Annotated in this window: 16 protein-coding genes; 3 read left to right on the top strand and 13 right to left on the bottom strand. The window is 69.1% G+C overall.

Annotated features, from left to right (window positions below; genetic code table 11):
• Positions 1 to 12 precede the first annotated feature (12 nt).
• The 10 genes from D1409_RS12690 to D1409_RS12645 form a co-directional block, all read right to left on the bottom strand.
• A complete protein-coding gene (locus D1409_RS12690; protein ID WP_123537632.1) occupies positions 13 to 1,125 on the bottom strand; it encodes an ABC transporter permease in 1,113 nt (370 codons plus the stop codon).
• Between the two features lie 35 nt (positions 1,126 to 1,160).
• Positions 1,161 to 1,904: an ABC transporter ATP-binding protein gene (locus tag D1409_RS12685; protein WP_235853553.1), complete on the bottom strand. Its 744-nt coding sequence runs from the start codon at positions 1,902 to 1,904 to the stop codon at positions 1,161 to 1,163.
• Positions 1,891 to 3,699, bottom strand: coding sequence for a CARDB domain-containing protein (locus tag D1409_RS12680; RefSeq protein ID WP_123537351.1), 1,809 nt, complete (start codon positions 3,697 to 3,699; stop codon positions 1,891 to 1,893). The genes D1409_RS12685 and D1409_RS12680 overlap by 14 nt, the downstream gene beginning before the upstream one ends.
• A 70-nt stretch (positions 3,700 to 3,769) precedes the next feature.
• Positions 3,770 to 4,429, bottom strand: coding sequence for a Yip1 family protein (locus tag D1409_RS12675; protein ID WP_123537350.1), 660 nt, complete (start codon positions 4,427 to 4,429; stop codon positions 3,770 to 3,772).
• Between the two features lie 133 nt (positions 4,430 to 4,562).
• Positions 4,563 to 5,576, bottom strand: coding sequence for a phosphotransferase family protein (locus D1409_RS12670; RefSeq protein ID WP_123537349.1), 1,014 nt, complete (start codon positions 5,574 to 5,576; stop codon positions 4,563 to 4,565).
• Between the two features lie 218 nt (positions 5,577 to 5,794).
• Positions 5,795 to 6,274: a nucleoside-diphosphate kinase gene (gene ndk, locus D1409_RS12665; protein ID WP_123537348.1), complete on the bottom strand. Its 480-nt coding sequence runs from the start codon at positions 6,272 to 6,274 to the stop codon at positions 5,795 to 5,797.
• A gap of 3 nt (positions 6,275 to 6,277) precedes the next feature.
• Entirely contained in the window at positions 6,278 to 6,706 is a 429-nt protein-coding gene (locus tag D1409_RS12660) for a 50S ribosomal protein L24e (RefSeq protein WP_123537347.1), read from the bottom strand.
• A complete protein-coding gene (locus D1409_RS12655) occupies positions 6,706 to 6,936 on the bottom strand; it encodes a 30S ribosomal protein S28e (protein WP_123537346.1) in 231 nt (76 codons plus the stop codon). The genes D1409_RS12660 and D1409_RS12655 overlap by 1 nt, the downstream gene beginning before the upstream one ends.
• Before the next feature lie 10 nt (positions 6,937 to 6,946).
• A complete protein-coding gene (rpl7ae, locus tag D1409_RS12650; protein WP_123537345.1) occupies positions 6,947 to 7,309 on the bottom strand; it encodes a 50S ribosomal protein L7Ae in 363 nt (120 codons plus the stop codon).
• 270 nt (positions 7,310 to 7,579) lie between these two features.
• Entirely contained in the window at positions 7,580 to 8,611 is a 1,032-nt protein-coding gene (locus D1409_RS12645) for an NAD(P)H-dependent flavin oxidoreductase (protein WP_123537631.1), read from the bottom strand.
• Between the two features lie 73 nt (positions 8,612 to 8,684).
• Here D1409_RS12645 and tmcA point away from each other — a divergent pair, with 73 nt between their 5' ends.
• The 3 genes from tmcA (at position 8,685) to D1409_RS24535 (ending at position 11,779) form a co-directional block, all read left to right on the top strand.
• On the top strand, positions 8,685 to 11,045 hold the full coding sequence (gene tmcA / locus D1409_RS12640) for a tRNA(Met) cytidine acetyltransferase TmcA (RefSeq protein WP_123537344.1): 2,361 nt from the start codon (positions 8,685 to 8,687) through the stop codon (positions 11,043 to 11,045).
• Positions 11,045 to 11,551, top strand: coding sequence for a DUF456 domain-containing protein (locus D1409_RS12635; protein WP_123537343.1), 507 nt, complete (start codon positions 11,045 to 11,047; stop codon positions 11,549 to 11,551). The genes tmcA and D1409_RS12635 overlap by 1 nt, the downstream gene beginning before the upstream one ends.
• A gap of 63 nt (positions 11,552 to 11,614) precedes the next feature.
• Complete coding sequence (locus tag D1409_RS24535; protein WP_164471668.1) at positions 11,615 to 11,779, top strand: hypothetical protein; 165 nt, start codon at positions 11,615 to 11,617, stop codon at positions 11,777 to 11,779.
• Between the two features lie 28 nt (positions 11,780 to 11,807).
• Here the strand turns inward: D1409_RS24535 and D1409_RS12630 are convergent, their stop codons facing one another.
• The 3 genes from D1409_RS12630 to D1409_RS12620 form a co-directional block, all read right to left on the bottom strand.
• A complete protein-coding gene (locus tag D1409_RS12630) occupies positions 11,808 to 12,149 on the bottom strand; it encodes a DUF7344 domain-containing protein (RefSeq protein ID WP_123537342.1) in 342 nt (113 codons plus the stop codon).
• 72 nt (positions 12,150 to 12,221) lie between these two features.
• Positions 12,222 to 12,953, bottom strand: coding sequence for a GNAT family N-acetyltransferase (locus D1409_RS12625; protein ID WP_123537341.1), 732 nt, complete (start codon positions 12,951 to 12,953; stop codon positions 12,222 to 12,224).
• 111 nt (positions 12,954 to 13,064) lie between these two features.
• Positions 13,065 to 13,439 (bottom strand): hypothetical protein, encoded by a 375-nt coding sequence (locus D1409_RS12620; protein WP_123537340.1) that lies wholly within the window; start codon positions 13,437 to 13,439, stop codon positions 13,065 to 13,067.
• Positions 13,440 to 13,447 lie beyond the last annotated feature (8 nt).

Below are 13,447 nucleotides of genomic sequence, written 5' to 3'. Positions count from 1 at the left end.
TTTTCGCGGATTTCAGCTCCGGAGCGCGTCGACCGGGCGTTCGTTGGCGGCTTTCCAGGCCGGGTAGAGGCCGCTGAGGAGGCTGGTGCCGACGCCGAAGGCGAACGCCAGGCCGACGTAGAGGAAGTTGTCCGGGCGGAACGCGAGCAGCGCGTCGTCGAGCATGAAGTGGTTGATCAACCCGCCGGCGATCATGCTGAAGACGACGCCGACGATCCCGCCCACGACGCCGAGGAGGACCGCCTCGGAGAGCATGATCTTCAGGACGTCGCGCTTCTGGAAGCCGACGGCCCGGAGGACGCCGATCTCCTGGCGGCGCTCGACGGTGCTCATCAGCATGACGTTGAGGATACTGACGCCGGCGACGAGCAGGGAGATAGAGCCGATGCCGAGCAGGAAGAGGTTGAGCGCCTGGAACGTCTCCCCGATCTGGTCGGCCAGATCGGCGTTGTCGTCGACGGTGAAGCGGTCGCGCCGGTCGTTGAGCTGTTCACGGAGGGCCATCGCGGTCTCGTTCGCGGCCTGACTGTCCTCCGCCTGGACGATGACCTGCGAGTAGGTCCGCTGCTGGAACATCGTCGTCGGGACGACGACCACGTTCGCCGTCGGGAGGAACCCGACCGTCCCGCCGGGAGCGAGGATCGCTCGCACTCGCGTCGTCGACCCGTTGATCGAGATCGAACTGCCCGGCTCGAGGTCGTACTCCATCGCGAGCTGCTGGCCGACGAGCGCACCGCTCCGGAAGTTCTCGGGGATGGTCCCCTCGCTGGCCTCGTAGACCCCCGCCGGAGAGTCGACGGCGTACATGAACCGGTTCTGCGGTGGTCCCCTGTCGAGCGAGACCGGCGCCCGCTGTTGCTGGAGCGGGACGACCGACGCGCTCGTTCCGGCGATCCGCCGGATGTCTCTCACCTCGCGTTCCGAGATGGCGGTGGGCGCTTGCCGGCCGTCCCGATTCGGCTCGACGGTCACCTGGTTGGCGATGTCGTCGAAGTTCTCTGTTATCTGGTATCTGAGCGTGAGCCCGAACATCCCCAGCGACGCGATCGCGATGACGCCGATGACGATGCCGAGCGCCGCGAGCACCGACCGGACTTTCGTCCGGCCGATGTTCCGGCGAGCCATCAGGAGCGCGGGGAACCGCTTGAGCAGCCAGTCGATCACGGTGGGCCACCTCCGTCGGATCCCGGTTCCGAGGCGGACAGCGCCGAATCGCTCGCGTGTTCGCCGTCCGTTGGCACGTCCTCGCCCATGTAGCCGTCGACGAGTTCCACGGTCCGGTCGACGTACTCGTTGACGAGTTCGTCGTGGGTGACGGCGATGACCGCCACGTCGCGGTCGGTGATATCGACGAACTCCTCGAGGATCTGCTTGCCGGTGGCCCGGTCCAGGTTGCCCGTCGGTTCGTCGGCGAGCAGGAGGCGGGGTTCGTTGATGAGCGAGCGGGCGATAGCGACCCGCTGTTTCTGCCCGCCGGAGAGTTCGTCCGGCTTGTGGTCCAGTCGGTCGCCGAGGCCCATCCGTTCGAGCAGGTCGACGGCCCGCTCCTCCACGGTTGGGTCGTGGTCGAACAGCGCGGGGATCTCGACGTTCTCGCGGGCGGTGAGCGTCGGGATGAGGTAGAAGTTCTGGAAGACGAAGCCGATGGTGCGCTTGCGCGAGCGGGTCCGCTCCGTGTCGGAGATGCCGGTCACGTCCTCGCCGTCGAGGAGGACCTCGCCCTCGCTGGGGTCGTCGAGCAGGCCCAGCAGGTTCAGCAGGGTCGTCTTGCCGCTGCCGCTGGGGCCCATGATGGAGACGAACTCGCCGGGTTCGACGGCGAAGTCGATCCCCTTCAGGGCCGTCAGCGTCTCGCCGCCGGTCCGGTACCGCTTGACCACGTCCCGGGTCTCAATCACCGCCACGGCTGTTCCTCCAGGCGCGGAAGACGACTGCACCGACGCCCAGCACGACGATGCCGGCGACGACCGCGGGCAGGAGGATGCCGCCGCCGCTACCGGAGTTACGCGGTTCGGGGTCGCCCCCGCCGCCACCGAAGGCCTGTCCCGCACCGCCGGTGTCGACGTCGATCGTCCGAGTGTGTCGTTCACCGTCGACGAGGTACTGGACTTCGAGGGGGACCGTCGAGACGTTCCCCCGCGTGGTCGCGTACACGTCGAAGGAGACGAAGTCGCTCGCCGGGACGGTCCCGACGAAGAACTCCCGGTTGGGCGCGCTCGGCGTCACCCGCTCGGTGTCGACGACGCTGACGAGCACGCTCTCGGCGTCTGTCGTCCCGAGGTTGCTCGCGCTCCCGGAGATCCGGAGCCGCCCGCGGTCGGGGACGACCTCCATACCGGTCAGGCCGATGGTGCCCGGCGTCTGCGTGAGCGCCGTGGACGCGCTCGTCTCGCCGCGCTGGTCGCCCACGTCGTAGGTCGCCGTCACGTCGACGGTCGCGCTGTCTTCCGACAGCGACGCGTTCAGGCGGACCGTCCGGGAGTCCCCGGGCGCGACGCGGTCGACTAGCGCCTGTCCGATCGAGGCGTTTGGCGAGTTCGCGCGAACGCTGACGTTCGAGAGAGGGGCGTTCCCCTGGTTGAGCACCGAGACGGACACCGTCTGGGCGTTGCCGCCCTCCCGGGAACTCAGGTCGAGCGCGACGCGGTCGCGGAGCGGGTCCGTGTCGACCGTGACCGTCTCGGTGACGGTCCGGCTCGCACCGCCGCGCGTCGAGTAGGTCAGCGTCGCGGTCAGTTCCTGTTCGCCGGCCTGTGCCGGCTGGAATTCGAAGCCGGCCGTCGCCGACTCGCCGTCGGCGATCCGGGTGAACACCGACCGGTCGTTCCTGACCGTGACGCCGTCGCCCGACACCGTCAGTTCGGCGCTGGTCATCGCGGCACCGAGGCCGTTGGCGACCGTCACCGTCCCGTCCGACTCGATGCCGGCGATCGACCCGTTGGTGTCGACGTCCAGTTGCGGCCGCGCCTCCTCCGTGCGGACGGTCACCGTGTCGGTGACGGTGTCGGTCACGCCGCCCGCGGTCGTGTACGTGAGCTCCGCCGTCATCGAGTGCGTACCGGGTTCGTCGGCGCGGTAGTCGAATTCGACGGTGCGCGAGGCGTTGGGGTCGACCGTCGCCAGTACCGCGCGCCGGTTCGAGATCGTCACGTCCTCGCCGTCGAGCGTGAGTTCGACGTTCTCGATCGGGCTCCCGAGGCTGTTGGCGACCGTCACCTCCCCGTCGGCGCGGACGCCGGCCGCCGAGTCGTTCGCGTCGACGTCGACCTGCGGCTGGCGCTGTTCGACGGTGACCGAGAACGGGTAACTCAGCTGGGTCCGCTCGTCGTTCTCGGTCTCGCGACCCGAGACGCGGACCCGGAGGTCGTACGTGCCGGGCTCGTCGAACGACGCCGTCAGCGGGACCGTCTTCGAGCCGCCGACGGGGATCGTCCCGATGTCTTTCACGTCGTCGTACTCGTCGGGGTCGTCACCGCCGTTCGCCTCGACGATCCGGACCCTGTCGACGAAGTACCCCGCCGAGCTACTGTCGAAGTTCTCGATGGTCGGCGTGACCTCTATCTCGCCGCCCGGGACGGGGCGGTCGGGACTGACGTCGACCGAGGAGATGGTCACGTCGACGCTGGTCGCGGCCGAGACGGCCGGAAGCGATGCGACTGCGAGCAGTACCAGGAAGGCTACCGTCTTGTTGCGATTCATTTGTCGAAGCGGGTTCGCGGGATCCGGGTGTCGATGCGCGAACGCGGAGCGGGGGTTCGGAGACGAGTCATCAGAGGACCTCGACTGCTATCAGCAGCGAGCGGATCGTGAGTAGCAGGCCGAGCGCGACCGGTACGGCGACGCTCAGCCCCGCCTGTTTGAGGGTCAGGTTCCGGGCGTGTTTCACTGCGAACGTCCAGAGGAACGCGCTCCAGAGTGTGAAGACGATCCCAAGAACCGCGATGAGCGCGACCAGCGGCCCGGTCTGGAGGTTTCGAGAGAACTCCTGCATCGTCTCCATCGTGATCTCGGAGGGCACCTCCACGCCGCGGACGTTGAACCGGTAGTAGCGGATCGCGGCCTCGGCGATCGACCCCAGAATGCTCGGGACGAACCCCCAGCCCACCAGCGCCAGCGTGGTCGAGAAGTCGCCCTCGCCGTCGAACAGCGCCGAGACGCCGTGAAAGACACCGGCGTACAGCAGCCAGATCACGAACGGGCCCGCGACCACCAGGATCAGAGTGATCGCCTGGACCGCACCCATGAGGCCCGCGTCGAACTGGCCGCTCTCGAAGACCTGCGCTCTGAATCGTGACTGGAGTATCGAAGCGATCACGTTGACCGCAGCTATCAGCAAGATTACGACCAGCGGACCTATCAGCGACGGGTCCGCCTGCCGCTCGCGGAAGAACTCGTTCGGGTCGGTCAGCAACGCCAGTGTGGAGGGCATGCGCGGAGTGTTCCGTAGAGTGTCGACTTAAAAACTTCGTTTCAGGAGACAGGTTCGCGTGCGGACACGTGGTGGAGGGAAAGTAGAATTTCCAACAGGTGTATGGTGAGCAGGCGTCCGGTTCGTCGGGTCGCTACCGCGGGAGTTCCGCGAGGAGGCGGTCGAACTGCTGGCGGTACTGGAACTCCGCGCGGGCGCGGCCGAGGTCGTCCTCGGCGAAGGCGTCGTCGAAGCCCGTCATCCGCCACAGCAGCGTCGAGAGCTGGTAGATCGGCTTGCACTGTTCGTACCGTTCGTCGGGTTCGAACTCGTGGTGTTCGCGGTACCCCTCGTACAGTTTCTCGCGCAGGGTCTCGCGGACCGTCGGGTCGTCGAACGTCGAGTCGATGTAGAGGAACTCCGACTGGGCGACCTGGTAGTCGCGGTGGGCAGCGAGCGTGTCCTGCCAGTCGAGCACCGCCGTGATCGGCTCGGGTTCGTCGAGCATACAGAGGAGGTTCGTCGGCTGCATGTCGTCGTGGACGAGCCGGGGCATCCCGTCTTCGGGCACGAGCTGCACGGTGTCCTCGAACGCCTCGCGCGCCCGCGACTCGACGCCCTCGAAGGGCGTTTCCGAGAGCCGGTCGATGTGGGACTCGGTGAGGTCGGCGAAGTACTCCTGCCAGTTGCCCCGCCAGTTCTCGATCGTGATCCGGTCGTCGTAGAGCATCAGCCGCCCGAACGCCTCGAACGCGATCTCGGAGTGGAGGTCGCCCATGATCCGTCCCACCTGTTCGATGACGCGCTCCCAGAGCGCCTGGTCCATCGCGCCGTACTGGTCCGCGAGGTTGTCACCGCGCACCCGCTCGGTGACGAAGTACGGCGGCACGTTGCGCTCGGGCTCTTGCTTGAACACGAGAATGCGGGGAATCGGAAGGTCCGTCCGGTCGGCGACGTAGTCGTGGAGCTTCGGTTCGACCGCGAATCGGTCGTCGCCCGCCGGCTTGAACTTCACGACCACCTCGTACTCGTTCCCCCGGTAGACGAGGGTGACGAGATAGACGTCCGCGCGAGTCCCGCCAGTGGCCGGTTCGTACCGGAACTCCTCGTAGTCCGGCCCGGACTCGTCGAGGACGGCTTCGATATCGGCGGCCGATGTCGTCTGCACGCCCTCCTATTGGACAGGGGGTGGCAAAAATGTATCAGTCCGATTCCGGTCGGACGACCGACTGGTTTCCCCGTCCGTCCGTCGGGCGGGCGACGGCGTCGTCGAAAGCGGCCGTCGGTCGCCGCCGTTCGACGTGGCGACTGCTGGAGGACGTGTGTAAGTCGGCGGAGCGGTCCGCCGACGAACGCAGCGACGGCCGAAAAGCGGGGTCCGAACGCTCAGTGCGACTCGTCTTCGTACACCCAGGGCTCGTCCGCTCGGGTGTAGTCGACGAGTTCGTCCTCGTCGAAGAACAGCTCGATCTCGCGCTCGTTGGCGCCCTCGTCCTCGTGGTCCGAGCCGTGGATGACGTTCTGGCTGAGGTCCAGCCCGTAGTCACCGCGGATGGTGCCGGGGGCGGCCTCGGCCGGGTCGGTCGCGCCCATCATCTGTCGGACCTGTCGGGTGGCGTCCGCGCCCTCCCAGACCATCGCCATCACCGGACCGCTGGTGATGAACGCGACGAGGTCGTCGAAGAACGGCTTGTCCTCGTGCTCGCCGTAGTGGCGCTGGGCGAGGTCGTCGTCGATCTGCATGAACTTCGCGCCGACGAGCTTCAGCCCGCGCTCTTCGAGGCGGGAGACGATCTCGCCGGTGAGCCCGCGCTGGACCGCGTCGGGCTTCGCCATCACGAAGGTGCGTTCGTCGTGGTGGCTCATGGGTTAGGCTTCCGCCTCCTCTTCCTCGGCGTCGGCGTCGTCGGACTCCTCGTCCGCTTCGGCTTCTGCGTCGGCCTCGTCCTCGTCGTCGGACTCGTCGTCCGCCTCGGCTTCCGCGTCGTCCGCCTCGGCTTCCGCGTCGTCCGCTTCGGCCTCGGCGTCGTCCGCTTCCTCCGCCTCGGCGGCTTCGTCCTCGGATTCGGACTCCGCTTCGGGTTCCGGCTCCGGTTCGGCTTCGGCTTCCGGTTCGGCCTCGGCCTCTGCGTCTTCGCCGGCCCACTCGAGGTCGCGGGACTCGCGACCGAGGTTGGCGTTCTTCTCGCACTTCGAGGAGCAGTAGTGGATGGTCGAGCCGTTGACGCGGACGAACATGGTGCCCGTGCCGGGCTCGATGTCGGTGCCACAGTAGTCACATTCGCGCGTTCGTGGCATTATTGACCTCCGATCTGGTCGGCCTCGCGTGCGGTCTCGCGGAGCTGGAGTACGTCACCCTCGCGGACCGGACCGAGGACGTTTCGCGTGATGATGCGACCCTGATTCTCGCCCTCGCGGATCCGGCACTTGACCTGCATGGCCTCGCCGTGCATCCCCGTGGTGCCCACGACTTCGATCACTTCGGCGGGCGTGGAACCGCCGTCTCCGTCGGATTCTTCAGCTGACATCGTCGGTCACCTACCGGAGTTCCTCGACCTTGTCGGCGATGTCGTCGACGTCGTCCTGTGCGTCGCCGGCATCGACGATGGCTGCGGCCGCGCTGCCGACCTCGAGGCCGGCGGCGTGACCGACGTCGTCCTGCGTGCTCACGAAGACGAACGGGATGTCCTTCTCGTCGGACAGTTCCGGGAGGTGCATGACGATCTCCTCGGGCTGGACGTCCTCTGCGACGAAGACGAGGTCGGCGTTGCCGCGCTCGACGGACTTGGTCGTCTCGTTGGTTCCTTTCTTCACTGTCCCTGTGTCTCGTGCGACCTCGAGGGCCTCGAGAGCGTCGTCCTCGAGGTCCGCGGGTACGTCGAAGTCTACGTATACTGGCATTTGTGTTCACCTCCTGTGCGTGGGCTCGCGCTCCCCCGCCATTCCGGGCCGACGCCCGTGGGCCGCGAGAAGTCCGCGGCACGTATCCTGAGAGGCTAGGAGCATCATCAACCCCGCACAGGCTGTACACCCAACTGGCAGAGGAGTACTAAAAGCCCTTTCGAAGATGAGAAAGCGTGTGAGCCGCCTGCACACGTCACGGCCGCTTACACCCCTCAGCGCGAACCCCGCCGATCGATCGCGCCTCGAACGGCACCGCGCCCGCGCACGCTACGACCCCCCGGGGCCGCGAACCGCTCGCAACGTCTCGACTGCGTCGGTCGCCTCGGCCACCAGCTCCGCGACGACCGTGTTCGCGTGCGCCACCTCGTCGACCCCACCGACGCTCTGGCCGGCGTAGTGTGGCAGTTCCTCGACACTGCCCTCGACCCCCGCCAGCGGCGGCAGGTCGACGTACCGCCGGAGGGACTCACCGTCGCCCGTCTCGGCCACCACCGCGTCGGCGTCCGGCCGCTCGTCGAGGGGCGGCCGCCCGGCCGCGATCCACCGCTCGGTCGCCTGCGACTCCAGGGTCCGGTGGGGCTGTTCGGGCCACCCTCTCGGGAAGGGCGTCCCGCGGACCGTCTCGTCGGCCGCCCCGTCGACCACTGCCTCGCGGTAGCGCTCGTGGGCGTCGGCCTCCTCGGTCGCGACGAAGCGGGTTCCGAGCCACCCGCCGTCCGCGCCGAGGGCGAGCGCCGCCGCGAGTCCGCGCCCGTCCGCTATCCCGCCCGCGGCGACCACGGGCACGTCGTCGGGCGTCGCGTCCGCGACTCGGGGGACGAGCGCCATCGTCGCCACGTCGCTCTGGACGTGCCCGCCGGCCTCCCAGCCCTGCGCGACGACCACGTCGACGCCCGCCTCGACGGCCGCCCGAGCCTCGTCGGCGCTCCCGACCGTCGCGAGCACGTCGGCCCCGGATTCGTGGACCCGTTCGACGTACGGTTCGGGGTCCCCGAACGAAAACGAGACGAGCGGGGCACCGGCGTCGAGACAGACGTCGAGATGCTCCTCGGTCGGACGCTCTCGAGCGGCGTCGTCCAGCACGAGATTCACTGCGAACGGGTCGTCGGTCCGCTCCCGGACCGCGTCTACCGCCGCACGCGTCCGGTCGAAGTCGCGCCATGTGACCGCGAGCGTCCCGAGTCCGCCGGCGTTCGAGACGGCCGCGGCCAGGTCCGGCGTCGAGACGCTCCCGATGGGCGCCTGGACGACCGGGTGTTCGATGCCGAGTCGGTCACAGAGCGGCGTGTGGAGGGACACGACCGGTGATGCGAGCGCGTCGACCTTGAATCCGATCGGCGGTTCTTTGCCGTTCGGCGGCGGACTGGCAGGCATGACCGTCGGTCGCGTCGCCGCCGCGCTCTGGGAGGAAGCCCGCGCTACCAACGAGCGCCGACTCCTCGTTCTCTCCGGCGACGCGTCCGCCACACGCGACGCCGCCGCGACCGCGCTCGACGCCGGCGACGTCGACCCCTCGGACGTGACCTACGTCGGAGACGCCGACGGAACGCCGTGGGAGCGGGTACCGCCCGCCCGCGCCGGCGACCTCCTCGGGACGACTCACGCCGCGCTCGTGCTGGACTGCCACGAGGAGTGTCGCCCCAACGCACTCGGCCGGGCCGTCGGTGCGGTCGACGGCGGCGGACTCCTCGTCCTCTGCGTCCCGCCGCTGGACGAGTGGCCCGACCGCCGCGACGCCTTCGACGAGAGCCTCGCCGTCCCGCCGTTCGACGCGAGCGAGGTGGCCGGCAACTTCCGGACGCGACTCGTCGAACTGCTCCGGGCCCACCCCGGAATCGCCGTCGTCGACGTGGACGAGAGCGGCGATCCGAATGTCGAGAAGACCGGACTCACCGACCCCGCGCCCCGCGTCCCGCCGGACCCGCCCGCGGTCCCCGACGACCCCATCTTTCCCCTCGACGTGTACGAGCGCTGTCTCACGGACGACCAGGTGACGGCCGTCCACGCGCTCGAAGCGCTCGGGGAACCCGGCGAGGCGGTCGTCGTCGAGGCCGACCGCGGCCGCGGGAAGTCGAGCGCCGGTGGGCTGGCGGCGGGCGCGCTCGCACTCGCCGGCCGCGACGTGCTCGTCACCGCGCCGCAGTACCGGAGCGCCGCCGAGGTGTTCGCACGGGCCCGGGAGGTGCTCGCGAGCGCCGGCGCGCTCCGGGGAGAGCCGGACGAGGACGGGGACGAGAGCGATGGCGGCCGGGACCCCGAACTGCTCCGGGCGGACTCGGGCGGCCGGGTCCGCTTCGAGCGGCCCGCCGCCGCGGCCGACCTGCCCGAGGACCCCGACGCCGTCCTCGTCGACGAGGCGGCCGCGCTCCCGGTCAGACTCCTCGAACGGCTCCTCGCCGCCCCCGCAGTCGCGTTCACCACGACGATCCACGGCTACGAGGGCGCGGGTCGGGGCTTCTCCGTGCGCTTTCGCGACCGCCTCGCCGAGAGCGACTTCGAGATACGGGACGTGTCGATGACCGACCCGATCCGCTACGCCGCCGGCGACCCCGTCGAGGTCTGGGCCTTCCGCGCGCTCCTGCTCGACGCCGGCCCCGCGGTCGACCCGCTCGTGGCCGACGCCGACCCGGACGAAGACCCCGATTCGATCGCCTATCGCGCGTTCGACGCCGGCGACCTGCTCGCCGACGAGCACCTGCTCCGCGAGGTGTTCGGCCTGCTCGTCGCCGCCCACTACCAGACGGAGCCGGACGACCTCGCCCGAGTGCTGGACGCGCCCAACGTCGCCGTCCGGGCACTCACCTACGAGGGTCACGTCGTCTCGGTGGCGCTACTCGCGAGGGAGGGGAACCTCCCGGCCGACCTGCGAGCGCACATGTACGAGGGCGGGAGGGTGCGCGGGAACATGATCCCGGACGTGCTCACGAGCCAGTTGCGCGACGAGGCGGCCGCCGAGCCCGAAGGGTTGCGCGTTCTCCGCATCGCGACCCACCACGCCGTCCGCTCGCGTGGCCTCGGCTCTCGGTTGCTGTCGCACGTCCGCGAGGAGTTCGCCGCCTCGGTCGACTGGCTGGGCACCGGCTACGGCGCGACGCCCGAACTCCTGCGGTTCTGGCGGGCGAACGGCTTCGATACCGTGCACCTCTCCACGACCCGCAACGAGTCCAGCGGCGAGTACTCCGCGGTGATGCTCGCCCCGACCAGCGACGCCGGACGCGCCCTCGCGGACCGACACGGCCGCTGGTTCGTCGACCGCGTCGGGGCGATGTGCTCGGACCCGCTCGACGATATGGACCCCGACGTGGTGCGCGCCGCGCTCCGGAGCGTCGACGCGACGCCCGCGCTCTCCCTCTCCGAGTGGGAGTGGCGCCTCCTCGTCGGTATGACCGGCGGCGCCGGCATCTTCGACACGTCGCCGCGGCCGCTGCGCAGGCTGACCGTCCGATACCTCGCGGACGTCGGCGGGGCGGCCGGCGCGGACGCCGACGGACACGGCAGCGACGAAGGCGGTGACGACGAGGACGACGGTGACGGGGAGTCGCTCCTGACTCCGAAACAGGAGCGCCTGTTCGTTCGGAAAGCCCTGCAGGGTCACTCCTGGGAACGCGTCACGGCGGAACTGGGCTATCACTCCGACGGCCAGTGCATGCGCGCGCTCGGGGAGGCGGTCCGACCACTGCTTTCACGGTTCGGGGACGCCAACGTCGAGGCAGAACTGGAGCGATTCGAATGATGCAACTCCCCGCACTCGAGGCCCTCCCCGTGGATCTGCTCGTGATAGTCGCGTTCGTCCTGCTGGTCGCCGGCGTCGTCGGCAGCGTCGCGCCGGTCGTCCCTGGCGGACTGCTCTCGCTGTCCGGCGTCCTCGTCTACTGGTGGGCGAGCGGCTTCTCGGAACCGAACGTGCTCGTCCTCTCGGGCGTGCTCTTCGTCGCCCTGCTCGCGGTCCTCGTCGACTGGCTCGCCGGCGCCGTCTCCGCCACGGCCGGCGGGGCGTCGCTTCGGACGACGGTGATCGCCACCGTCGTCGGACTGATCGGACTGACGTTCGGTCCGATCGGGTTCCTGCTCGGCACCGCCGGCACCGTCTTCGTCCTCGAACTCGCCGACGGCGGCGACCCCGAGGAGAGCGCCCGCGCCGCGGGCGTGACGCTCCTCGGGATGCTCACTTCGAGCGTCCTGCAGGTCCTCCTCACCGCGGGCGTCCTCGTCGCGATGGTCGGCGTCCTCGTGCTGTGACCCGGCTCCACGCCGGCAGTCGAGCGCGGGAAAGACTCTCCTCGCGGCGCTCGTAGAGGTCGTATGGTCGAGTGCGCGGAGGACGACTGCGACGACGAGGCGGTCGTCGAGCTCCACATCCCGTGGGCTGAGAACCAGGTGGTGTGTGCCGGCCACGCGCGCGTGATCGCCAGACAGGACGGCGTCGTCGCCGACCCGCTGGAGGGGCGCGAGGACGCCTGGCCGTGATCGGTGGACGGAGCGCGGGCGCGCCCTCTCAGACGGAGTCCGAGGAGCGGCGCATCCACTGGTCCGAGCGGTACAGTTCCGCCACGTCGAGACAGCGCTCGACCAGCGGGTCTGAGTCGTACTCGACGACACCGGCCTCCTCGTCGTAGTCGACCACGCCCGCGGCGTCGAGTTTCGGGAGGTGGCGCTGGGAGAGCGACGACGTCAGGTCGTCGACGTCGCTCACCGTCGCCACGGCCTCGACGAGCGTCGCGACTTCGAGCGACCCGCGCGGCGTCGTGCGTAGCACTTCGATCACCGCCCTGCGCCGACGGTTCGCGACTAGCTCGAAGGCCCTATCGAGATCCGCTTCCTCGTCTTCGACCGTCATTGAGTAGCGATTAGCGAGAACGTCGTATAAAAGAGTGCCGTGGTGACTCGGAGACGGCGCCCGCGAACCCGCTCAGGGAGTCGTCGCGAGCATGACCTCGTCGAGGTACTCGCCGTCGAACTTGTAGTGGTCTTCGCGGACGGCCTCGACCTCCCAGCCGTGGGACTTGAGGAACTCGATGGCCGCCTCGTTGGAGTCGGGGACGCTGTTGTAGATCTTCTCGTAGCCGTTGTCGGTCGCCCACTCGAGTCCGCGTTCGAGCAGTTCGCTGCCGATCCCGTGGCCGCGGTACTGGTCGAGGACGCCCACGGTGAGTTCGGCCGTGTGGTCGAGTTTCTCCGTCTCGTTGGTGTTGAGGTTCACCCAGCCGACGACCTCCTCGTCGACCGTCGCGACGAAGAACACCCGCGACTGGAGTTCGTTGTGCCGCAGGAGCACCTCCTCGTGGTCGACCACGTCCGCCACCGTCTCCGCGTCGACGTACGTCCCGTCACCGATCGCCTGCCGTATCACGCCGACGAGCCCCGTCAGGTCCTCCTCGCGGGCGCGGCGGATCGTCACGTCGATCCCGTTCGAACTGAACTCCTCCTCGACCTCGTCGTCGTACGCGATCCGCAACTCTCCGTCGGACTCCAGCAGGACGCCGTCGCGCTTGAGGATGGCGACGTGGTGGCCGAACGCCCGCGGGTCCATGTCGAGCGAGCGCCGCGCCCGTTTGGGCTCGACTGACCCGTGGCGCTCCACGTAGTCGTAGATGTCGCGCCGGTCGTCGTGGTCGAACGATAACTCTGCTGTGAGCTCCATGGGGATCGGTACCACGCCACGACACTTAGCATTTGTCACGGACGATCGATATAGAGTCGCGCGTCGTCCGCAGGAGGGCGAGAAACGGGCGGGAAGTGGGGGCTGCGAGCGTCAGCACTGGCGATCTCCGGCGGGTACGCCGGTCAGGATCCGGGCCACGTCGGCGACGTTGTGCGTGTCGAGCAGGGCCTCGGCGGCCGTCCGCACGGAGTAGTCCGCGTCCAGTTCGACGCCGTAACAGCGGGCGTACAGGTCGAGGTAGTCGTTCATCGCCCGTTCCAGGCGGGCGAACTCCGCCTCGTCGAAGCGGTCCCACTCGCCGCTCCGGGCGTCGACGTAGACGGCGACGGCCGCGCCGACCCCCTCGCGACAGAACGCCATGGCGCGCTCCTCGTCCGGCGGCTCGTCCGGTGGGACGAACGACTCGCGAGCGCTCGCGGCGTCGGCGGCGATATCGGCGATCCTGTCCTGGTACTGTGAGGCCATCTGAAGGG

Source organism: Halosimplex salinum (genome assembly GCF_003730195.1).
GTDB classification, from domain to species: domain Archaea; phylum Halobacteriota; class Halobacteria; order Halobacteriales; family Haloarculaceae; genus Halosimplex; species Halosimplex salinum.
This window is presented reverse-complemented; position numbering and strand designations above follow the sequence as displayed.